This window comes from Anoxybacillus ayderensis (assembly GCF_013761015.1).
Taxonomy (GTDB): domain Bacteria; phylum Bacillota; class Bacilli; order Bacillales; family Anoxybacillaceae; genus Anoxybacillus; species Anoxybacillus ayderensis.
Genome location: NZ_JACDUV010000007.1, coordinates 1 through 20945, shown reverse-complemented (window position 1 = coordinate 20945; position 20945 = coordinate 1). Strand labels below are relative to the sequence as shown.

Annotated in this window: 25 protein-coding genes and 1 riboswitch; of the genes, 1 reads left to right on the top strand and 24 read right to left on the bottom strand. The window is 43.1% G+C overall.

All coding sequences use genetic code 11. The annotated features are described in order from the left end of the window. Positions 1-4: 4 nt before the first annotated feature. The 4 genes from HNR63_RS10685 to HNR63_RS10670 all read right to left on the bottom strand — a co-directional run bounded on the left by HNR63_RS10685 (position 5) and on the right by HNR63_RS10670 (position 4006). Entirely contained in the window at positions 5-1198 is a 1194-nt protein-coding gene (locus HNR63_RS10685) for a bifunctional 3,4-dihydroxy-2-butanone-4-phosphate synthase/GTP cyclohydrolase II (protein ID WP_021095907.1), read from the bottom strand. A gap of 6 nt (positions 1199-1204) precedes the next feature. Further along, on the bottom strand, positions 1205-1843 hold the full coding sequence (ribE, locus tag HNR63_RS10680) for a riboflavin synthase (protein ID WP_026011839.1): 639 nt from the start codon (positions 1841-1843) through the stop codon (positions 1205-1207). A gap of 5 nt (positions 1844-1848) precedes the next feature. Continuing rightward, positions 1849-2925, bottom strand: coding sequence for a bifunctional diaminohydroxyphosphoribosylaminopyrimidine deaminase/5-amino-6-(5-phosphoribosylamino)uracil reductase RibD (ribD, locus tag HNR63_RS10675; protein WP_181520684.1), 1077 nt, complete (start codon positions 2923-2925; stop codon positions 1849-1851). A gap of 353 nt (positions 2926-3278) precedes the next feature. Next, a riboswitch (FMN riboswitch) is annotated at positions 3279-3411 on the bottom strand. Positions 3412-3565: 154 nt separating this feature from the next. Next, a complete protein-coding gene (locus tag HNR63_RS10670; protein ID WP_085788538.1) occupies positions 3566-4006 on the bottom strand; it encodes a peptidylprolyl isomerase in 441 nt (146 codons plus the stop codon). A gap of 119 nt (positions 4007-4125) precedes the next feature. Between HNR63_RS10670 and HNR63_RS10665 the strand changes: the two genes are divergently transcribed. Further along, positions 4126-4989, top strand: a complete 864-nt coding sequence (locus HNR63_RS10665) for a DUF1002 domain-containing protein (RefSeq protein ID WP_085788537.1) — start codon at positions 4126-4128, stop codon at positions 4987-4989. A gap of 46 nt (positions 4990-5035) precedes the next feature. Here the strand turns inward: HNR63_RS10665 and lysA are convergent, their stop codons facing one another. From lysA to HNR63_RS10565, 20 genes are all read right to left on the bottom strand, one after another. After that, positions 5036-6355 carry a diaminopimelate decarboxylase gene (lysA, locus tag HNR63_RS10660; protein ID WP_181520791.1) on the bottom strand — a complete coding sequence of 440 codons (1320 nt, stop codon included), beginning with the start codon at positions 6353-6355 and terminating at the stop codon, positions 5036-5038. 68 nt (positions 6356-6423) lie between these two features. Next, positions 6424-7893 carry a spore germination protein gene (locus tag HNR63_RS10655; RefSeq protein ID WP_181520683.1) on the bottom strand — a complete coding sequence of 490 codons (1470 nt, stop codon included), beginning with the start codon at positions 7891-7893 and terminating at the stop codon, positions 6424-6426. Next, positions 7850-8452, bottom strand: a complete 603-nt coding sequence (spoVAEA, locus tag HNR63_RS10650) for a stage V sporulation protein SpoVABEA (protein WP_085788534.1) — start codon at positions 8450-8452, stop codon at positions 7850-7852. Before spoVAEA ends, HNR63_RS10655 begins: the two co-directional genes overlap by 44 nt. Next, a complete protein-coding gene (locus tag HNR63_RS10645; protein ID WP_181520682.1) occupies positions 8449-8769 on the bottom strand; it encodes a SpoVA/SpoVAEb family sporulation membrane protein in 321 nt (106 codons plus the stop codon). Before HNR63_RS10645 ends, spoVAEA begins: the two co-directional genes overlap by 4 nt. A gap of 2 nt (positions 8770-8771) precedes the next feature. After that, positions 8772-9779 (bottom strand): stage V sporulation protein AD, encoded by a 1008-nt coding sequence (gene spoVAD / locus HNR63_RS10640; RefSeq protein WP_085788533.1) that lies wholly within the window; start codon positions 9777-9779, stop codon positions 8772-8774. 12 nt (positions 9780-9791) lie between these two features. Further along, positions 9792-10136, bottom strand: a complete 345-nt coding sequence (locus tag HNR63_RS10635; RefSeq protein ID WP_085788532.1) for a SpoVA/SpoVAEb family sporulation membrane protein — start codon at positions 10134-10136, stop codon at positions 9792-9794. 10 nt (positions 10137-10146) lie between these two features. Beyond that, a complete protein-coding gene (locus tag HNR63_RS10630; protein WP_021095896.1) occupies positions 10147-10566 on the bottom strand; it encodes a stage V sporulation protein AB in 420 nt (139 codons plus the stop codon). Next, positions 10556-11176 carry a stage V sporulation protein AA gene (locus HNR63_RS10625; protein WP_085788531.1) on the bottom strand — a complete coding sequence of 207 codons (621 nt, stop codon included), beginning with the start codon at positions 11174-11176 and terminating at the stop codon, positions 10556-10558. The genes HNR63_RS10630 and HNR63_RS10625 overlap by 11 nt, the downstream gene beginning before the upstream one ends. A 79-nt stretch (positions 11177-11255) precedes the next feature. Then, positions 11256-11993, bottom strand: a complete 738-nt coding sequence (gene sigF, locus HNR63_RS10620) for an RNA polymerase sporulation sigma factor SigF (RefSeq protein WP_021095895.1) — start codon at positions 11991-11993, stop codon at positions 11256-11258. 13 nt (positions 11994-12006) lie between these two features. Next, positions 12007-12447 carry an anti-sigma F factor gene (gene spoIIAB, locus HNR63_RS10615; protein WP_004889709.1) on the bottom strand — a complete coding sequence of 147 codons (441 nt, stop codon included), beginning with the start codon at positions 12445-12447 and terminating at the stop codon, positions 12007-12009. After that, positions 12448-12798, bottom strand: a complete 351-nt coding sequence (gene spoIIAA, locus HNR63_RS10610; RefSeq protein WP_021095893.1) for an anti-sigma F factor antagonist — start codon at positions 12796-12798, stop codon at positions 12448-12450. Positions 12799-12898: 100 nt separating this feature from the next. Beyond that, complete coding sequence (locus tag HNR63_RS10605; RefSeq protein WP_181520681.1) at positions 12899-14056, bottom strand: D-alanyl-D-alanine carboxypeptidase family protein; 1158 nt, start codon at positions 14054-14056, stop codon at positions 12899-12901. A gap of 237 nt (positions 14057-14293) precedes the next feature. Continuing rightward, positions 14294-15595 (bottom strand): pyrimidine-nucleoside phosphorylase, encoded by a 1302-nt coding sequence (locus tag HNR63_RS10600; protein WP_181520680.1) that lies wholly within the window; start codon positions 15593-15595, stop codon positions 14294-14296. Between the two features lie 18 nt (positions 15596-15613). Continuing rightward, positions 15614-16438, bottom strand: a complete 825-nt coding sequence (locus HNR63_RS10595) for a purine-nucleoside phosphorylase (protein ID WP_181520679.1) — start codon at positions 16436-16438, stop codon at positions 15614-15616. A 13-nt stretch (positions 16439-16451) separates the two neighbouring features. Further along, positions 16452-17633: a phosphopentomutase gene (gene deoB / locus HNR63_RS10590; protein WP_009373813.1), complete on the bottom strand. Its 1182-nt coding sequence runs from the start codon at positions 17631-17633 to the stop codon at positions 16452-16454. 158 nt (positions 17634-17791) lie between these two features. Further along, a complete protein-coding gene (gene xerD / locus HNR63_RS10585; RefSeq protein WP_021095888.1) occupies positions 17792-18688 on the bottom strand; it encodes a site-specific tyrosine recombinase XerD in 897 nt (298 codons plus the stop codon). Between the two features lie 7 nt (positions 18689-18695). Further along, complete coding sequence (locus tag HNR63_RS10580; RefSeq protein ID WP_181520678.1) at positions 18696-18908, bottom strand: YqzK family protein; 213 nt, start codon at positions 18906-18908, stop codon at positions 18696-18698. A 97-nt stretch (positions 18909-19005) separates the two neighbouring features. Then, entirely contained in the window at positions 19006-19458 is a 453-nt protein-coding gene (gene fur / locus HNR63_RS10575; RefSeq protein WP_085788525.1) for a ferric iron uptake transcriptional regulator, read from the bottom strand. Between the two features lie 104 nt (positions 19459-19562). Next, complete coding sequence (spoIIM, locus tag HNR63_RS10570; protein WP_181520677.1) at positions 19563-20207, bottom strand: stage II sporulation protein M; 645 nt, start codon at positions 20205-20207, stop codon at positions 19563-19565. 83 nt (positions 20208-20290) lie between these two features. Then, complete coding sequence (locus tag HNR63_RS10565) at positions 20291-20830, bottom strand: NUDIX hydrolase (protein WP_085788523.1); 540 nt, start codon at positions 20828-20830, stop codon at positions 20291-20293. Positions 20831-20945: the final 115 nt, after the last annotated feature.

Genomic DNA, 20945 nt, shown 5'->3' with positions numbered 1-20945 from the left:
TCCTTTAAAAGTGCAACATATGTCCTAGTTTTTCGTATTTTGTGCGCAAATAGCGCTCATTATGGCGCTTCGCTGGCATTTGCAACGGCACGCGCTCAATGACTTCTAATCCGTACCCTTTCAATCCGGTAATTTTACGCGGATTGTTCGTCAATAAGCGCATTTTTGTCACACCTAAATCTTTTAAAATTTGCGCACCGATTCCATAATCGCGCAAGTCTGGCGCAAAACCTAATTTTTCGTTCGCTTCAACCGTATCGTATCCTTGTTCCTGCAACTTATAAGCGCGCAATTTGTTTAACAAGCCGATGCCGCGTCCTTCTTGACGCATATATAGCAATACTCCCCGCCCTTCTTCTTCAATTTGCGCTAAAGCAGCATGAAGTTGCGGACCGCAATCGCAACGGTGAGAGCCGAATACATCGCCTGTTAAACATTCGGAATGAACGCGCACGAGCACAGGTTCATCTGGAATAATTTCACCTTTGACGATGGCGATATGTTCTTTTCCGTCTAACGTATTGGAATATCCGATCACTTTAAATTCGCCAAAATCGGTTGGTAACGTAATTTCCACTTCACGTTTGACAAGCTTTTCTTTTCGATTGCGATAGGCGATTAAATCTTTAATCGTAATCATTTTCATATCGAATTGTTCCGCAATTTTCTTTAAATCCGGCACGCGCGCCATCGTTCCATCATCTTTTATAATTTCACAAATGACGCCTGCTGGCTTTGCCCCACAAAGACGGGCTAAATCGACAGCTGCTTCCGTATGCCCCGCGCGGCGCAATACCCCGCCTTTTTTCGCAACAAGCGGAAAAATATGACCTGGTCGTTTAAAATCGCTTGCTTTTGCTTCTGGATTCAGCATTTCTTGAATGGTCAGCGAGCGTTCAAATGCGCTAATGCCTGTCGTCGTTGCTTTATGGTCAATGCTGACAGTAAAAGCTGTTCCGTGCGCATCTGTATTATGGTTAACCATTGGCGCTAAATCGAGCCGATCAGCTAATTCTTCGGTGATCGGCACGCAAACGAGACCGCGCCCGTGCGTAATCATGAAGTTAATGACTTCTGGCGTTGCTTTTTCTGCAAGCGCTACAAAATCCCCTTCATTTTCACGATCTTCGTCATCGCAAACGATAATAATTTTCCCTTGCATTAAATCGTAAATCGCTTCTTCAATTGTATGGAACATCAGCGCTCACTCCTTATATCCGTGCTCTTGCAAAAATTGCATCGTCAATCCTTCACGTTTCCCGCTAACAAACTGTTCAACATATTTACTAATCATGTCACATTCAATATTGACAATATCGCCAACTTTTTTGGCACCTAAAATCGTCGCTTCACGCGTATGCGGAATGAGCGAAATCGTAAACGTTCGATCCGTTAAACCGAAAATCGTTAAACTTGTGCCGTCAACAGCTACAGAACCTTTTAAAATCATATATTTACGCAAATGGCTCGGCACTTCGATGTCATAGTACACAGCGTTTGCGACAGGCTGTTTACGAACGATGCGTCCAACACCATCTACGTGTCCCGAAACGAAATGTCCACCAAAGCGACCGTTCGCAGCCATCGCTCGCTCTAAATTGACTTTCGCTCCTACCACAAGCGTTCGAAGCGACGTCGCTCGCACCGTCTCCGGCATCACATCGACAGTAAAAAAGCGATTAGTAAACGATGTGACTGTTAAACAAACGCCGTTGACGGCAATGCTGTCACCGAGCTGTACATCTTGTAACACTTTTTTTGCCTCGATCGTCAAAACGATCGCTTCCCCTGTTTGTTTCATTTGTTGAATCGTTCCGATTTCTTCAATAATCCCTGTAAACATCGCGATCATCCTTTAGCAACGATTTTTATATCTGGTCCAATCATTTCGACATGTTTCACTTGTAAACGGAGCGCATCTATCATTCGTCCAAATCCTTCTCCGCCGATGGCAGAAGGAGCTTCATTCCCCCCAATTAACGTCGGTGCGATATACGCAATCACTTGTTGAACGGAACGAGAACGTAAAAAACTACCGTGCACTTGCGCTCCACCTTCAACAAATATGGACATGACATTTCGCTTGCCGAGCTCAAGTAAAAGAGACGGAACATCAATTTTATTTTCATTCATGCGAATCATTTGTACATCAGCCTGTTCATACGGCTTCATTTGTTCTTCAGTGACGTGATGTCCGACGACGATCCATGTCGGAGCCATCTTGTCTGTCACAACGTTCGCATGAAGCGGTGTGCGCAAATGTGTATCGAGCACAACACGAATCGGTTGTTTTCCTTCATGGCCGAAACGAACAGTTAAGCTCGGATCATCGGCTAAAATCGTGCCGACACCGACAACGATCGCATCGTGCATTCGTCGCTCGCGATGCACATCACGCCGCGCTTCTTCCGACGTAATCCACTTGCTTTCCCCTGTTTTTGTTGCAATTTTCCCATCTAAACTCATCGCATACTTTAACGTGACATAAGGCATTTTCGTTGAAATATAATGAAAAAATATTTCGTTTAACGCATCCGCTTCTTCTTTCAATACGCCGACGGTAACATCGATGCCCGCTCGCTTCAATTTTTCAATCCCTTTCCCCGCAACAAGCGGATTCGGGTCCGTCGTCGCAACAACGACGCGCTTTACCTTTTTTTCAATTAATAAATCGGCACAAGGAGGGGTTCTACCGTAATGACTACACGGCTCAAGCGTCACATAAACCGTCGCTCCTTCCGCTTTCTCCCCTGCCATGCGCAACGCATGTACTTCCGCATGCGGTTCCCCTGCTTTCAAGTGCGCCCCAAAGCCGACAATTTCACCATGTTTTACAACAACTGCACCAACAAGCGGGTTTGGCGACGTTTGTCCACGTGCTGATTCCGCCAATTGCAACGCCAAGCGCATATATCGTTCGTCCATATCGCACCACCTTTCCAGTATGAATAAGAAAAGCGCAAAGCGCCCCTATTTCGCCTAAAGACAGCCCGCGTCCTGCGGGCAACGGCGAAATGTCGCCATCCTTGGCTCCGCGAAGAGCGCACAAGCCCCACCGAGGAGGCTGTCGCCGCCGCAGTGTGGGGCGGAGCGACTCGAGCCGATGGCGCTTGGAGCTAGACAGCCCCCCAAATCTGAAATTTTATACTTTCTTATCTTGTAAAAAAACCCTAGGAACGACGTCCTAGGGCAAGATGTATGTAAAGATCGCCTTTTTTGCATAGCAAAAATAACCCATCGCCAAGCTTATTTTTTCCAATAAGTGACGTGAGTTTTTGGCAATCCTTCTCCCATCCAGACTATACTGTCGGCTCCGGAATTGCACCGGATCATGCCTTAACGGCTCGCGGGCTAAGAAACATCCGTTTCATTACCGCCGGTCGGGAATTTCACCCTGCCCCGAAGGATGCGCGTATTCCATTTTTATTCATTATATCACAATAAAACGAAATGTCTATGACTTTGCAATAAACAACCAATACATTGCTCCCCAAACGAAACTAACGAGTAAAAGGATGAAAAATAACGCCCAGTTTTTTTTCATCTCTTCATCCTTCCTTTAACTTTATTGTTCGTCCCACACCTTCACTTCTTTCATGACATCTCCATTTTTCATCGCCTTTACAACGTCCATTCCAGCGGTGACTTGACCGAATACGGTATGCACACCATCTAAATGCGGCTGTGGTTCATGGCAAATAAAAAATTGGCAACTTCCTGTATCACGACCTCGATGGGCCATCGATATCGCACCTTCGATATGTTTATGTGGATTGTTGTCTGTTTCGCACGGAATGGTATAACCTGCATCGCCTGTTCCATTTCCAATCGGACAGCCACCTTGGCTTACAAATCGCTTAATGACACGATGAAACGTCAACCCGTTATAAAATCCTTCATTCGCTAGTTTTTCAAAATTGGCGACTGTTGTTGGCGCTTCATTCGGGAATAATTCAAATTGCACCTTTCCTCCATTTTCCATTAAAATATATCCTTTTTTCTTCATGAAACTTTTCCACCTTTCTATCGTAAAAACAAATGTAGCTTCATTTTACTACATTTCGCTTCTATGTTCACGCAAATGTTTGTACAATAGTACAGAAAGAGATTGAAGGAGGTTGTCAAATGAAAAAGTGGTTTACGATATTTATTTTACTGTTGTTTATGATTCCATCGGTTAGTTTTGCTGATGCGATTGAAGGAGACGTCATTATTACGCTCGGGGAAAATTTAACAGAGCAGCAAAAGCAACAAATATTAAAAGAAATGAACGCACCGGAAAACGCTGAAATCATTACGGTCACAAATGCAGAAGAACATAAATATCTCGGCGACATTATTCCGAAAGGACAAATCGGAACGAAAGCCATTTCGTCATCAAAAATTACGATTGGAGCACCAGGTTCAGGTCTGCAAGTCGAAACAAATAACATTAACTGGGTAACAAAAGAAATGTATATGAACGCGCTCATTACTGCAGGAGTGAAAGATGCAGTCATTTACATTACCGCACCGTTTCCTGTATCCGGAACAGCTGCGCTAACAGGGTTAATGAAAGCGTACGAACTTTCATCGAATGAAACGATCCCTGATGAAGTGAAAAAAGTAGCGAACGAAGAAATGGTGAAAACGGCACAGCTTGGCGAATCAATCGGAAACGATCAAGCGGTCGCGCTGCTCGCAAAAATTAAAGAAGAAATAGCGAAAAATCCGCCAAAAACAGATGCGGATATGCGTGCACTCATTGAGCGGATCGCTCAAGAACTTGGCATTACGCTAACAGAAGACGAAATAAACAGCTTGCTTTCTTTGTTTAATAAAATGAAAAACGTGAACATCGACTGGAATCAAGTGAACGAACAGCTTGCTCAAGCGAAAGACAAGCTATCTGCTTTTTTACAAACGGAAGAAGGGCGCACGTTTATTCAACGCATCGTCGATCTTTTGCGTGAAATATGGAACGCCCTTCGCGGAGCGTTTGGAGCGTAACGCCTACTTATGTATAAACGAGCAATAACCGAGGTAACGACCTCGGTTATTTTTTTACTTTCGTTTTCAGCGGCAAGTCGAGTCGAATTAAATCTTCATACGTTTCGCGTTTTACAACAAGCTCTGCTTCACCATCTTCAACAAATACGACCGCTGGACGCGGAATGCGATTGTAATTATTCGCCATCGCATAACCGTAAGCACCGGTACAAAAAACAGCTAAATAATCGCCCGATTGCGCTTTCGGAAGGGGCAAGTCCCAGATAAGCATGTCTCCTGACTCACAACATTTCCCAGCGATCGCTACCACTTCTTCACAATGTTCATGCATGCGGTTAGCCAACACCGCTTCGTATTTTGCCTCATATAGCGCAGGACGAATATTGTCGCTCATTCCACCATCTACAGCGACATATTGACGAACGTTTGGCACTTCTTTACGGGAACCGATCGTATAAATCGTTGTCCCTGCATCTCCAACAAGCGAGCGACCTGGTTCAATCCAAATTTCAGGAAACGGTAGATCAAATGCTACGACATTTCGTTTCACTTCTTCAATAATTTGCTCCACATATTGTTCCGGTGCAAGCGGATCATCTTCTTTCGTGTAGCGAATGCCAAAACCGCCGCCAAGATTGACGACTTGTGCAGTAAAACGGTACGTATCACGCCATGTAGCAAGTTTCTCAAATAGCTTTTTCGCTGCGAGGACAAAACCTGTCGCATCAAAAATTTGCGAACCGATATGACAATGAATGCCCAGCACATGAAGATGGGACGAAGCGAGCGCACGCTGTAATGCTTCATCCGCTTGTCCATTATGCAAATCGAACCCAAATTTCGAATCTTCTTGACCTGTTAAGATGTAGTCGTGGGTATGTGCCTCAATGCCTGGTGTGACACGTAATAAAATAGGCATCGTATATTCATGCGCACAGCAAAGCTGTTGCAGTAGCTGTAACTCATAAAAATTATCGACGACGACACAACCGATTTTTGCTTCAATGGCCATTTGTAATTCTTCTTCACTTTTATTGTTGCCGTGAAAATGAATGCGTTCGACCGGAAATCCAGCAGCTAATGCGGTGTACAACTCCCCACCGGAAACGACATCGAGAGATAATCCTTCTTGTTCCATCAATTGCACGATGGCAATTGTCGAAAACGCTTTGCTTGCATACGCCACTTGCGCACGTACACGATGTTTATCAAACATTCGCTTAAACGCTCGCGCACGTTCACGAATGAGAGCAACATCATAAACGTAAAGCGGGGTTCCGTATAGGCGAGCTAAGTCAATCGTATCGACACCGCCAATTTCTAAATGTCCCCGATCATTTATTCGCATCGTTCCGTGCATAATTATACATCCTCCTGATGATTCCGAAATAATTAAAGAAAACGTACCATAAATTTTGGTACGTTTCAACCTTTTTATGTCGGTTGTTTTTGTTTATTTTGCGGATGTACGATGCTCGGGCGAATCGATGAACCAGCTACAGACCGCCGCACGATAATTTGCATAAACGCCCCAGGATCAAATGGAATAAACGGCCATAAATATGGGGTATTTAATGAACGAATGTTGGCAAGGAAAAGTAAAAAGATCGTGACGCCAATCATAAATCCAGGGACACCAAACAATGCAATGACAACTAAAAATAAAAGACGAAAAATTTTATTGGCAATGCTTAATTCATAGCTCGGTGTCGCAAAAGAACCGATCGCAGCGACAGATACATATAAAATCACTTCTGGCACAAATAGCCCAACGTCAATAGCAATTTGTCCAATTAATGCAGCTGCAATTAAACCCATTGCCGTAGACAACGGTGTTGGAGTATGGATGGCAGCCATCCGTAAAAACTCAATACCAATATCAGCAATAAGCAGCTGGACAAAAATAGGGATATTTGTTTTTTCATTCGGCCCGATATACGCCAACTTTTCCGGTAGTAACGATGGGTCAAGCACAAACAAAAACCAAAGCGGGAGTAAAAAAAGCGAGGCAAAAATGCCTAAAAATCGCACCCAACGGACGAACGTTCCTACCGCTGGAGATTGTCGATATTCTTCCGCATGTTGAACGTGATGGAAATACGTTGTTGGCGTAATAATGACGCTTGGTGACGTATCGACCATAATGATCACATGCCCTTCTAACAAATGTGTGGCAGCGACATCTGGTCGCTCTGTATAACGAACGAGCGGATACGGATTGTATCCTTGTTTCACTAAAAATTCTTCAATCGTTTTATCCGCCATCGTTAACCCATCAATTTGAATTTCGTTTAATTCTTTTTTAATAAGCTCGACAAGTCCGGGATCGGCTACGTCTTGAATATATGCAATACAAATGTCTGTTTTTGAACGTTCGCCCACTTGCATCATTTCAAAGCGAAGCCGTTCATCTCGAATACGTCTACGCGTAAGCGCCGTATTGACGACAATATTTTCAACATAGCCATCACGCGCCCCTCGCACCACTTTTTCGGTATCTGGTTCTTCGGGTGAACGCCCTGGATAACTGCGCACATCGACAGCGAACGCTTTCGTTTCCCCGTCAATAAACAATAAAATTAAACCGGTTAACAAAAAATCAACCGCTTCATCTAAACTTTTCACTGGATTCACTTGTTGGTGAACGAGACGGTTTTCGATAATTTCAGGCAACTTCGCTGATTGCCGCTCGCGATCATTGACTTGAACAAGCATTTCAAGCAGTTCAATAATATATTGTGTATCACAAAGACCGTTACAATAATATAAATGAACATTTGTTTTTAAAATGTTCAGTTTGCGGACGCCTAAATCGAAGCTCGTTCCGACTCCGATCGCATCTTTGAAAAACTGTTCAGTTTCATTCAACTTCGGAGAAATCGGTGTGTAACTTTCTGTTTTCATCGCGTTTGCTCCTTTCGAGAATATATTCAATCGCTTTGCGCGTAATCGGGCAACCGTTGCGAATATCATCACGACGTCTCATTTTTCCGATATCGCCAATTCCAACAACAATCGGGATATTTAATTCGTCTAAACAATACACCGTATCTCCATTCACCCGACCGAATTCCCACTCAGCAATTCCTTCTTTATCGACACCGTATGATGTGAAATTCCCATCGTAATCAACACAAATATTTACTTTTGTCCATTCTCGATTGTTCGTATCAGACGCAACCGCTATCGCTCCAAGCACATCGATTTGCTCATGCGTCGCGACATAACGAAGCGCTTGTTCACCTGCCCCTTCGCCGATAATTCCACTATCATCAAACATGACAAAAACAGGATCATACGGCGTCTGCAAAATAAGTTCAACAAGCTGCTTCCCTGTTAGCCGCGATGGATTGCCTTGCGATTGGCTAATGCAACGCGCACCAAATTGTTTCGCTAACCATTCAAGCGCACGTCGCACATGCTCATCTCCATCTGTCACTAAAATCACTTTCCTTTTTTTCATTCGATCCTTCCTCTCGGCTTACAAACAATAGCGGTCATCCAGGCGACGAAGATTGGAAATGAAAGAAAAAAAACGACATTTGTAAAGTCCCCCGTTTTGACCGCTTGTATACAAGATACCCCTAGATGAACAAGTGTCGTTTCTACCCCTGCATGCGCAAATGACTGAATGGGACGGTATACACCGATCGATTCGGTCACCATACCGATAAATACAAATATCGTCATAACGCGAATAAACGACCACTTCCTTAGCAACAACTGTCCGATTAGCGCCAATGTGCCACCGATGACAAATGCATACACGTACGTTTCCATCTTTACGTCACCGCTTCAATGGCAATCGCATGAGCGATCGCTGGAATCGTTTGATTTTGTTTCACCATCGTACTATTAAACAAAGCTCCTGTCGCAACAACGAGCATCGTCTTTATTTTTTTCTCCCTCATCTGTTCAAGAAAATAACTGTACGTGACAACAGCACAACACGCACACCCGCTTCCCCCCGCAAACGCTTGCTGTTCTGCATCGTAAATGAGCACGCCGCAATCGTTATATCGCTCGCTTATATTCATGTTGGCATCATGACATAATGCCTTGAGTTCGCTGCTTCCGACTTTTCCTAAATCTCCTGTGACAATAACATCATACGCTTCCGGTGAAAGCCCGCAGTCTGCAAAATGTTGCCTTATTGTTGCAAATGCGGCCGGTGCCATTGCTCGTCCCATGTCGAGCGGATCCGTTATACCGCTATCGATTACTCTTCCAATTGTTGCTGCACGAATGCGAAAAGGGGAACGGATCGTACTTAATAGTGCGGCCGCTCCGCCAGTCACAGTCCACGATGCACTTTCTCCTTTTTGAACGCCAATTGTCGTCGGAAAGCGAAACTGACGTTCAGCTGCTCCGTAGTGGCTGCTCGTTGCCACTAATACACGACGGGCAAACGCCCCGTCAATAAACGTAGCGGCAACAAGCATCGCTTCCGTAATCGTTGAACAAGCACTAAATACCCCTAAAAAGGGCACATCTAGTTCTCTTGCAACATAGTTGGCGGTGACTGTTTGATTGAGTAAATCCCCCGCAATAAACAAATCAACGTCTTTTGTTTGTACGTCTCCGTTTGTTAAACAAATCGTAATCGCTTCTTTCATCAACCGCCGTTCTGCGAGCTCCCAACTTTGTTCATCGCAATATAAATCGTCATAAGCTCGATGAAATGACGAGCCGAGTGGACCTTCACGCTCTTTCGGACCGACAACCGTGCCGACCGATTCGATATAAATGTCAGTATCAAATACAATCGTTTGTTCCCCTACTTTTTTCATGTAATCCCCCCTTTACAAAAACAATGATGCAACATATGATGCTACAACTAACGTCACAATGATGCTCCCGCCAACAGAAAGCATATGTTCTGCCGCTCCTTCATTGCGATATTCGAGCGCACTTGCGCTCCATATGTTTGCTAAACTCATCATCGGCACAATCATTCCCGCCCCTGCAAACTGTGTGAACTGGCGATACAATCGAGTAGGTGTCCATATCGCTGCACATACGATCAACGTCCCATTCATCCACCGAACGGCTTCCGCCTCATTCATATGAAACCATATGCTGTACATATCGATGAGCGCTTGTCCAACGACCGCAATAAACCCTCCGAACAAAAATGCTTTTCCCATCTGTCTCCCCCTATCGATCAACAAAATATATCCAATGAAAAAGAGAGCCTGCTACTTTACCAAACACCATCGCCATTAATAACACGACAATTTGTTCATCAATGCCGAGTCGTTTCGCTAAAATCGGAAATACGTTTAATACTTCCGTTAAGGCTGCAGCAAGCATGCCGACAAATACACCGCTAAGCAATCCAATGACGCTTGCTAAAATAGGTGGAAAAGAAAAAAGAGGATCGCGCAAGCTCACCCAACTGCTTACGACCGCACCGAGTACAACTCCCCATTCATACGTCGCGATCCATTTCATCGTTTTTGTGAGCTGCGTCAAGCGCGGAATGACACCAAGAACGGTTAAAAACGCCACAAAACCAGAACCGACAGCTAATCCTCCTGCCAATCCGACAAATGCTACAATTAGCTCACGAATCATCGTCCATTCGCCTCATCGCTTCTTTATTTTCATGCATAATGACATATTGATCGAGCGACTGTTGGTATTGAAACATTTCGACTTCAAGTGGGCTCGGTTCTTCGTTAATTCGCTTTTTAAAAAAATGATTGAAAAATAAAATCATACCGAGACCTAATCCGAGTGAATACGGAATTTGAAACCATAACGGTTTGTCTACTTCTTTCCCTGTGATTACCCGATATAACCGTTGTTGTACTTGCTGCATGCTTACATCTTCATGGAAATTCATAATCGCAAGCCCCGATCCGATAAATAAAAGAAGCCAAACGATTGGAACATATAAATAGCCCCATCGTTTTTTTTCATAAACGACTTCAACAATCGTTTGTGACGGTCCGAGCGATTGAATATCATCATGTGGCGCAACGGCCATTAATGCTTTCATCACATGCATGACATCAATAATAACAATGTTTCGATCTTTTTTTTGTACGGTATAAACCGGGGTTTGCACAATATCGTCGATTCGTTTCTTTGCGACGACTTGCGCAACATCTCCTACTCGAACCGTCGCATTCGGTTGCACTTGCACACGATGACGCATTTTCAAAAAAATTGTTTCTTTCATGCTCACACCTTGCTTCCCTCGTTGTATTTGTAGTATGAGATATGACCTTCCTCCGTATGCATAAAAAGCCCGAATGGACTTATTCATCCATTCGGGCTTTCATTTGTTGCAATATTTTTTTCTCTAAACGAGACACTTGCACTTGAGAGATGCCTAATCTAGCTGCCACTTCTGATTGTGTTTGATCTTTATAATAACGCAAATAAACGATGAGTCGCTCGCGTTCATCTAGTTCTTCCATCGCTTTTTTTAACGCGATTTTATCAAACCAAACATCTTGCTCATCCGCAATTTGATCAAGCAACGTAATTGGATCCCCATCGTTTTCGTACACTGTTTCATGAATAGATGCGGGCGAACGAATCGCTTCTTGCGCTAATACAACGTCCTCAGGTGAAATTTGCAAAAATTGAGCAATTTCATTTACCGTCGGGACGCGACCGTTTCGCTTCGATAATTCATCTTTTGCTTTGCGAATTTTATTCCCGATTTCTTTTAATGAACGGCTCACTTTCACGGATCCGTCATCGCGAATGAAGCGTTGAATTTCTCCAAGAATCATCGGTACTGCATACGTTGAAAATTTGACGTCATACGATAAATCAAATTTATCGACGGATTTCATTAAACCGATACAACCGATTTGAAACAAATCTTCTGGCTCATATCCTCGGTTTAAAAACCGTTGCACAACCGACCAGACAAGCCGCATATTTTTTTCGATAATCTCATCGCGCGCTTGCTGATCCCCTTGCTGGCTCCTCCGAATCAACTCTTTGATTTCATGGTCTTTGACAGCTTGTACCTCGACATCCATAGGCACGTCTCCCTTAATTGCATAGCGCTTTGCTTTTCGTTAAATGCTTAATCAACTCCACAGTCGTTCCTTCATTCACTTTTGAGTAAATGTTTACTTCATCCATAAAGTTTTCCATAATCGTAAATCCCATACCGGAACGCTCGAGCTCTGGCTTCGTCGTAAATAACGGCTGACGCGCTTCTTCCACGTTTTCGATCCCTTTTCCATGATCGCGAATCGTTAAATGGACCGTATGCCCTTCAATGATGACAGAAATGTAGACGACGCCGCTTGGATCATTTTCATACCCGTGAATAATCGCATTCGTTACAGCTTCGGATACGACCGTTTTAATTTCCGTGAGCTCATCGAGCGTTGGATCGAGTTGCGCAACAAACGCAGCAACTGTCACACGGGCGAACGATTCATTTTGGCTGAGGGCGGAAAATTGAAGATGCATTTCATTTCTCATTTACGCCACCCCCAACGTTTGTAATGCATACTGCTCATTGACTTCTAACCGAATAATTTTAAACAGCCCTGACATATCAAACAAACGCTTAATTGACGGAGAAACGGAGCAGACGACCATCTCTCCACCCATGCGTTGAATTTGCTTATATCTTCCTAAAATGACACCTAATCCTGAACTATCCATAAACGTTAGCTCATTTAAGTTTAAAACGATCGCTTTTATTCGCTCTCGCTCTAATACATCCGTCATTTCTGCGCGCAACTGTTCCGCCGTGTGATGATCTAGCTCGCCAGCTAATCGCACGAGCAATACATGTTGTTTCACTTCTAATTGAATCGATAAACTCACAATCATTTCCTCCTTATCCGTTTAGGTTAAGGAAGAATTCGATTCGTTTATGCGTCAATCCTTCTTCCCGACAAAACTAGTCGCCATTCGCCTCGTTTCGTCAAGATGTGCGTGAGAACGAGCTAAACATCCGTTTAAACAACTCCCACATATTTGCTTCTTCCACTTGCTCTTTCGCCACTAAAGGACTTTTCGCGATCACCGCTCCATCTTTTTTCACAATGAGCGTACCGAGCACGTCACCTTTTTTCACTGGCGCTTTCACTTTTTCATTTAATTTCCACGTCGTTTTCACCGCTTCTGATTTTTCTCCCTTTTTTAACAAAACAGAAATCGGCTCGGACGTCACAGCCGCAACCGCCTTTTTCTTTCCTTTGCTGACAGGAAGCATTGCAATTGTTTCACCTTTTTTATAAAGCGGTTTCGTTTCGTAATGGCTAAACGCGTAATCTAACATTTTTGTAATTTGTGCGTTTCTCGCCTTTGGCGTCGGCGCTCCAAACACGACAGCAATGACGCGCATGTTGCCTTTTTTCGCCGTTGCTGTTAAACAATATTTCGCTTCGCTCGTATAGCCTGTTTTTAATCCGTCAACACCTGGATAAAATTTCACAAGCCGATTTGTATTCACAAGCCAAAACTTTTTGTTTGTATTTTCTCTTAAGTAGTCTTCATATGTGCCTGTATATTTTGTAATTAAATCGTATTTTAATAGCTCTTTTGCCATCATCGCCATATCATATGCGGTGCTATAATGATTTTTTGCTGGCAAACCTGTCGTATTTTCAAATGCCGTATGCTTGAGTCCAAGTTGTCTTGCTTTTTCGTTCATCAGATGGACGAACGCTTCTTCTGATCCTGCAATTCGTTCTGCTAATGCCACGGAAGCATCATTCCCTGATCCGATGGCAACACCTTTTAATAAATCGTCAACAGTCATTTCTTCCCCGGGTTCTAAAAAAATTTGCGATCCGCCCATCGATGCAGCGTATTCACTAGCTCGCACCCGTTCGTCTAACTTTAGCTTTCCTTGATCAATCGCTTCCATAATAAGAAGCATCGTCATAATTTTCGTCATGCTCGCTGGTGGAAGCGGCTCATGGGCATTTTTTTCATACAAAATAGCCCCTGTGTCCCGTTCAATTAAAATGGCTGATCGCGCCTCTGTCGCTAACTCCACTTTCGGTTGTTCCGCGTGCACAGATACGATCGGGAAAAATAAAAACGTGATGGCAAGCACATAAAAAAATCGCTTCATCTCCAACCCTCCATTTCTTTATACTTGCCATCCTTTCCATTTTTTATTTTTTTATACATAAGAAAAGCGCAAAGCGCCCGCCTATCGGCGAAGAGCGCACAAGCCCCACCGAGGAGGCTGTCGCCGCCGCAGTGTGGGGCGGAGCGACTCGAGCCGATGGCGCTTGGAGCTAGACATGAATTCGGAATTTTATACTTTCTTATCTATAAAAAAACCTGAAGGAACGAATCCTTCAGGTTACGAAATTTTATCGTAAATTAATGTTGGTGCTTGAACAGGTGTCGTTGAAATGCGAATGTTCTCGTATAGTTTTTGTTTCACATCATCAATTTGTTCGCGGTTGCTGTAAATCGTAACGAGCGATTCCCCTTTTTTCACCGCATCGCCAACTTTTTTACGAAGCAATAAACCGACCGCTAAATCAATCGTCGACTCTTTCGTTGCGCGCCCAGCGCCGAGCCACATCGCTGCCGTTCCAACCGCATCGGCAACGATTTCTGATACGTATCCGTCTTCTTTCGCCTCAAGTTCAATCACATATTTCGCTTGAGGCAATTTGCTCGGATCATCGACAACGGACGCATCGCCACCTTGTGCAGCTAAAAACGTTTTAAACGTTTGAAGTGCTGAACCGTCTTTCATCGCTTGTTCTAACATATGGCGCGCTTCTTCAAGCGAAGAGGCTTTTTCAGCTAAATATACCATATGGCTTCCAAGCACTAAGCAAAGTTCTTGTAAATCTTCTGGGCCTTCTCCTTTTAACGTATCGATCGCTTCTTTTACTTCGAGGGCATTTCCGATCGCATAACCGAGCGGTTGGCTCATATCGGAAATAATCGCCATCGTTTTACGTCCAACGCGGTTTCCGATGTCGACCATCGCTTTCGCTAATGCTTTCGCATCGTTTAAATCTTTCATAAACGCGCCCGCACCTGTTTTTACGTCTAACACGATCGCATCTGCACCAGCTGCAATTTTTTTGCTCATAATCGATGAAGCGATTAACGGAATGCTGTTGACCGTTGCTGTTACATCGCGAAGCGCATACAATTTTTTATCGGCTGGCGTTAAGTTGCCGGACTGACCGACAACGGCAATTTTATTTTTATTTACAAGTTCAATAAATTCGTCGTTGCTAATTTCAACATGAAATCCTGGCACAGATTCTAATTTATCAATTGTTCCGCCTGTGTGACCAAGACCGCGGCCAGACATTTTCGCAACCGGAACGCCGACAGAGGCAACAAGTGGACCTAACACTAACGTTGTTGTATCGCCCACACCGCCCGTTGAGTGTTTATCCACTTTAATTCCTTCAATTCTCGAAAGGTCGATCGTATCACCTGAATGTACCATCGCCATCGTTAATTCGGCTGTTTCTTCTTCGTTCATGCCGCGGAAAAAAATCGCCATCGCTAATGCGCTCATTTGATAGTCAGGAATGTCACCTTTTGTATAACCTTTAATGATAAAATGAATTTCTTCTTTCGTTAATGCGTGGCCGTCACGTTTTTTCTCAATTAAATCGACCATTCTCATCGTCATTCACCTTCTCGTTTATTTTTTCGCCATGTTGCGCACGATCGCTTTTACAAATCGTAAAAAGTCAGCTTTTACTTTTTCCGTCGTTTCGATCACTTCATCATGTGTGAGCGGCTGATCTAAAATGCCGGCAGCCATATTGGAAATGCATGAAATGCCTAACACTTCCATTCCTCCATGGCGAGCAACGATCACTTCAGGCACAGTGGACATACCGACTGCATCGCCGCCCATGACGCGAATCATACGAATTTCTGCTGGTGTTTCATATGCTGGACCTGTATTGGCGACATATACCCCTTCGCGCACACGCAATCCAATTTCATTCGCCACATCTTTCGCGAGTTGACGAAGTCGTTTGCTATATGCTTCCGACATGTCTGGGAAGCGCACACCAAGGGCAGCATCATTCGGACCGATAAGCGGATTGCCACCCATGTTATTAATATGATCTGAAATGATCATTAAATCGCCTGGTTCAAACGATTCATTTACACCGCCTGCTGCATTTGTCACAATTAATTGCTTAACACCGAGCGCTTTCATTACGCGTACAGGGAATGTTACCTTTTCAAAACTGTATCCTTCATAATAATGGAATCGCCCTTGCATCACGATGACAGTCGCACCTTCTAACTGGCCGTATACAAGTTGACCGGCATGTCCTTCGACTGTCGATACAGGGAAATTTGGAATATCGCTGTACGGAATTTTAATCGCTTGTTCAATTTCATCGGCCAACACACCTAAACCAGAGCCAAGAATTAAGCCGATTTGCGGTGAAGTTGGAAACTTTTCTTTTAAAAATTGCGCGGCTTGTTCAATTGCTGCTCGATTCATTTTGTCACGCTCCTTATTTCAACTCATGTAAAAAGCTCGTTCCGTATTTCGGCATATTTACACGGAAGTTTTCCGCAATTGTTGCTCCAACGTCTGCAAACGTTTCACGCAATGGAAGTTGTTTTCCTCCGTTCATGCTCGGACTATAAACGAGAAGTGGTACATACTCGCGCGTATGGTCGGTTCCATGATGAACCGGGTCATTTCCATGGTCCGCCGTAATAATTAATAAATCGTCTTCTTTTAAACGTTCAAACACTTCTGGTAAACGGGCATCAAACTCTTCTAACGCATCGCCGTATCCTTTTGGATCGCGACGATGACCGTATAATGCATCGAAATCAACAAGGTTCACGAAGCTGAGTCCTGTAAAGTCCATTTGTAACGTATCGACTAATTTGTCCATTCCGTCCATGTTTGATTTTGTGCGCAACGTTTGTGTCACACCTTCGTTATCGTAAATATCAGCAATTTTACCGATGGCGATCACGTCGTAGCCTGCATCTTGTAATTCATTCATGACTGTACGACCAAACGGTTTTAACGCATAATCGTGACGATTCGCTGTCCGTTGGAAACTTCCTGGCTTTCCGATGAATGGACGAGCAATGACGCGACCAACCATATATTTTTCATCAAGCGTTAGCTCGCGGGCAATTTTACAAATACGATACAATTCTTCTAACGGAATGATTTCTTCATGCGCTGCGATTTGCAACACTGAATCGGCTGACGTATATACAATAAGCGCACCTGTTTCCATATGTTCAGGGCCAAGCTCATCAATAATTGCTGTGCCACTTGCTGGTTTATTCCCGATCACTTTTCTTCCTGTTCGTTTTTCTAATTCATCAATTAGCTCTTTTGGAAATCCGTCAGGAAACACTTGAAACGGCGTATCAATGCGAAGACCCATTAACTCCCAATGTCCTGTCATTGTATCTTTTCCAGCCGACGCTTCTTGCATTTTCGTAAAATACGCAAGCGGCTTTTCTGCTTTTGGAATCCCTTGAATTTCACGAATATTGCTTAAGCCTAACTTCGCCATGTTCGGCATATGTAAGCCTCCGCGATGTTCGGCAATATGCCCAAGCGTATCGGCACCTTTGTCGTTATATTTTTCGGCATCTGGCGCTTCACCAATTCCAACTGAGTCCATCACAATTAAAAATACACGTTTATATGTAGGCTTCACCGTTTTACCTCCCCAATCGTTTCATTCGCTTCATAGCATGCCCACTATGAAACAAAATCACGCATCATTCATATTTGTCAGAAGTCTGACAACTAAATTATAAAACGTTTTCATAATGAATTGCAATAAAAAAACTGTGACAAATCATCGTCACAGTGTTATGCTCTCGGATGAAATTGCTTGTACACGTCTTTTAAACGCGTTTTCGTGACGTGCGTATAAATTTGCGTTGTCGAAATATCTGCATGTCCAAGCATTTCTTGCACGGCGCGTAAATCCGCGCCATTTTCTAATAAATGCGTTGCAAATGAATGGCGCAACGTATGTGGCGTTAATGGCTTTTGAATATTTGCTTCTTGGGCGAGCCGTTTTAAAATTTTCCAACATCCTTGTCTTGTTAAGCGCTCGCCGTGGTGGTTTAAAAACAATGCATCTGTCGTTCCTTTTTTTCGTTGCAACAACTCTGGACGACCTTGTTCCATGTACCGTTTTAATGCTTCTGTCGCCATTTTTCCGATCGGAACGATTCGCTCCTTCCGTCCTTTTCCGTAACAACGAATAAACCCCATCGTTAAATGAACGTCCGATACGTTTAATTGAATAAGCTCGCTCACGCGAATGCCGGTCGCATACAACAACTCGAGCATCGCCTTATCGCGAATGCTAAATGGGGTATTTTGTTTTGGTGCTTCCAACAACGCTTCAACTTCCGCCATCGACAACACGTTTGGCAATTTTCGTGGCAGTTGCGGTGTTTCAATATGAACAGTCGGATCTTGATCGACTGCTTTTTCACGTAATAAAAATTGATGAAATGACCGAACAGACGCCAGATGGCGCGCAATCGTTTTCGGCGAGCTTCCTTTTTCTTTTAAAAACTTTAAAAATTGCATAATATGAAAACGGGTGACGTCATTCCAACGACATTGTTGCTCAACTTTTTGTAAATATTGAACATATTTTTTTAAGTCTCGTTCATACGATACGATCGTGTTATGCGCTAAATTTCGCTCGACAATTAAATAGTGAATAAAATCTTTTACTTGATCTTCCACACGCATCCTACTCCCCGTTTTGATAAAAAAACAACAGTCGATCGAGCCAAATCGTTTCTTGTCGTTCAGTCGTTGATACTTTCACAGCTGATCCCATCGGCTCGTCGTAACGACGGTAATAGTTATATTCCTCGCTCATCCATACAATACTATAATAAAATAAAATCGTACATCCCGTAAATAAAAGAAACACTTTTAGCACGTCCACCATTCTTCTCATCGCATTCCTCCGTCAACTGTCATATAGTAAGAGGATATGCCCGTTTGATTGCATTTTATACACATAAATGAAAAAACCTTTTCATAGACGAAAAGGTTTACTGTTGTTCATGCTTATCTTGACAACGATAACAAATGCCGTGAAATGTTAGACGATGATCTTTAATTTTAAAATTCCAATCCCGTTCTACAATCGCTTCGACATCTTCTAATAAATCTTCTTGAATTTCATCGACCGCCCCACATTCAATACACACTAAATGGTGATGAAAATGCGCCGCACCTTCCTTACGAAGATCGTAGCGGGAAACGCCATCCCCGAAGTTAATTTTATCGACAATTTTCAATTCTGTTAATAGCTCCAACGTGCGATATACTGTCGCTAACCCTATTTCCGGTGCTTTTTCTTTCACGAGGAGGTAAACATCTTCCGCGCTTAAATGATCTTCCTCATGTTCAAGCAACACACGTACCGTCGCTTCCCGTTGCGGCGTTAATTTATAGCTTGCGGCATGCAATTGTTTTTTAATTCGTTCAAGGCGACTTTCCATTTTCATTCCCTCCCTCGTTACTCATTCTCATTATAACAAAAGAAAGGAACGTGTCAAAATAAAATGATTATAAACTGATAAATAAAATGATTATTAAATAATAATTATTTTTCTATTAATTGTACAACTTCTTTCATGAGTAACGGGGATACGTATGCTTCAAGTGAAGATGCAAACACTAACGCGATGCTAAACGATAACATGACAAACGTATAACGAAGCATCGCTCGAAAAATTGGCTCATGCGTTCGTTTCACAAATTGATGTCGAATCATTTTTAAAGAAAACGAAATCGATATCGCCGCCATCATAATAAAAATAGGAACGAGAATAATATTTTGTGGGACGACAGATACGAAAGCTAACAAAAATCCGTTCCATCCCATTTGATTAACTAAAAATCCAACGGTAAAACCGACAACAAGCCCTTTTAAAAATAATAAAATTAAAATAAGTGGCAACCCTACAAGCGACATCGCTAAAATCCACATCAGCCCAATATACTTTAAATTTTGCAAAAAACTTTCTTTCCATACGTCATGCGCACTTGCAATATGTCCCGCAGACACTTGTCCAAAAAAATTCGTTAAATAATAATATAAATCTTGTTTTTGACTGAAACTTAAACTATTGACAACAATCGCACCAAAAACAACGCCCATCACAAAAAGAACGACAGTAAATACATATGTCGTATAATGCTCTTGTACATGCTGGCCCCATGTTGTCGTCCATGATCGCTTTCTCATCGCTCCATCCCCCTACACGTTCTGTTACTACATTGTATGGGAAAAGGAGCGAGATATGACAAAAAGCGGTCGCGATGACCGCTTTACGCCTGCAATTGCCAATATAAAAGCGCATAAATCGTTTTTGCGTCATAAATTTGTTTTTCTTCGACCATGTTTAGCGCTTCTTCTAACGTCACTTCAAGCACATCGACAAACTCGTCATCATCAAGCATTTGCTTTTCGCTTTTTTTCGTTAACCCTTTCGCAAGAAATATATGTACTAATTCATCTGCAAACCCCGGTGACGTGTAAAAAGAGTGAAGCGGCTCCATTTTTTCGCATACATATCCTGTTTCTTCTTCTAGCTCGCGCTTCGCTGTTTCGATCGGTGCCTCCCCTTTCTCAAGCTTCCCAGCTGGAATTTCAACAAGCACGCGCTCTAACGCTTTTCGATATTGGCGAACGAGCACCATTTTATTTTCTTCTGTTATCGCAATCACCGCAACCGCTCCAGGATGTTTGACAATTTCACGCTTGCTCGTTTCCCCGTTTGGCAACAACACATCTTCCACATATACGTCAATCACTTTCCCAGAAAAAATGCGCTTTTGATTTATCGTTTTTTCATATAAATGATCCATCGTTTCACCACCATGTCATTTTTGGTATTGTCAAAAGTTTTAAAGACATACCCTAAGTTTTTGCTGATTTTATGCGGTTCTCGACAAAAAAAGCTTGCCACCCCTGCTGTTTTTG

Excerpts from the sequence above, each read along its gene's own strand:
- ribD (WP_181520684.1), bottom strand. The coding sequence starts at position 2,925 with ATGGACGAACGATATATGCGCTTGGCGTTGCAATTGGCGGAATCAGCA.
- ribE (WP_026011839.1), bottom strand. The coding sequence starts at position 1,843 with ATGTTTACAGGGATTATTGAAGAAATCGGAACGATTCAACAAATGAAA.
- HNR63_RS10685 (WP_021095907.1), bottom strand. The coding sequence starts at position 1,198 with ATGTTCCATACAATTGAAGAAGCGATTTACGATTTAATGCAAGGGAAA.
- spoIIM (WP_181520677.1), bottom strand. The coding sequence starts at position 20,207 with ATGAGAAAGCGATCATGGACGACAACATGGGGCCAGCATGTACAAGAG.
- HNR63_RS10565 (WP_085788523.1), bottom strand. The coding sequence starts at position 20,830 with ATGGATCATTTATATGAAAAAACGATAAATCAAAAGCGCATTTTTTCT.
- HNR63_RS10580 (WP_181520678.1), bottom strand. The coding sequence starts at position 18,908 with ATGAGAAGAATGGTGGACGTGCTAAAAGTGTTTCTTTTATTTACGGGA.
- HNR63_RS10595 (WP_181520679.1), bottom strand. The coding sequence starts at position 16,438 with ATGAATCGAGCAGCAATTGAACAAGCCGCGCAATTTTTAAAAGAAAAG.
- HNR63_RS10645 (WP_181520682.1), bottom strand. The coding sequence starts at position 8,769 with ATGGAAACGTACGTGTATGCATTTGTCATCGGTGGCACATTGGCGCTA.
- spoIIAB (WP_004889709.1), bottom strand. The coding sequence starts at position 12,447 with ATGAGAAATGAAATGCATCTTCAATTTTCCGCCCTCAGCCAAAATGAA.
- HNR63_RS10630 (WP_021095896.1), bottom strand. The coding sequence starts at position 10,566 with ATGATTCGTGAGCTAATTGTAGCATTTGTCGGATTGGCAGGAGGATTA.
- HNR63_RS10670 (WP_085788538.1), bottom strand. The coding sequence starts at position 4,006 with ATGAAGAAAAAAGGATATATTTTAATGGAAAATGGAGGAAAGGTGCAA.
- spoVAEA (WP_085788534.1), bottom strand. The coding sequence starts at position 8,452 with ATGAAAAAAAGGAAAGTGATTTTAGTGACAGATGGAGATGAGCATGTG.
- spoVAD (WP_085788533.1), bottom strand. The coding sequence starts at position 9,779 with ATGAAAAAAGTAGGGGAACAAACGATTGTATTTGATACTGACATTTAT.
- HNR63_RS10655 (WP_181520683.1), bottom strand. The coding sequence starts at position 7,893 with ATGAAAACAGAAAGTTACACACCGATTTCTCCGAAGTTGAATGAAACT.
- HNR63_RS10600 (WP_181520680.1), bottom strand. The coding sequence starts at position 15,595 with ATGAGAATGGTCGATTTAATTGAGAAAAAACGTGACGGCCACGCATTA.
- HNR63_RS10625 (WP_085788531.1), bottom strand. The coding sequence starts at position 11,176 with ATGAAAGAAACAATTTTTTTGAAAATGCGTCATCGTGTGCAAGTGCAA.
- sigF (WP_021095895.1), bottom strand. The coding sequence starts at position 11,993 with ATGGATGTCGAGGTACAAGCTGTCAAAGACCATGAAATCAAAGAGTTG.
- HNR63_RS10665 (WP_085788537.1), top strand. The coding sequence starts at position 4,126 with ATGAAAAAGTGGTTTACGATATTTATTTTACTGTTGTTTATGATTCCA.
- HNR63_RS10605 (WP_181520681.1), bottom strand. The coding sequence starts at position 14,056 with ATGAAGCGATTTTTTTATGTGCTTGCCATCACGTTTTTATTTTTCCCG.
- HNR63_RS10635 (WP_085788532.1), bottom strand. The coding sequence starts at position 10,136 with ATGGGAAAAGCATTTTTGTTCGGAGGGTTTATTGCGGTCGTTGGACAA.
- fur (WP_085788525.1), bottom strand. The coding sequence starts at position 19,458 with ATGGAAAGTCGCCTTGAACGAATTAAAAAACAATTGCATGCCGCAAGC.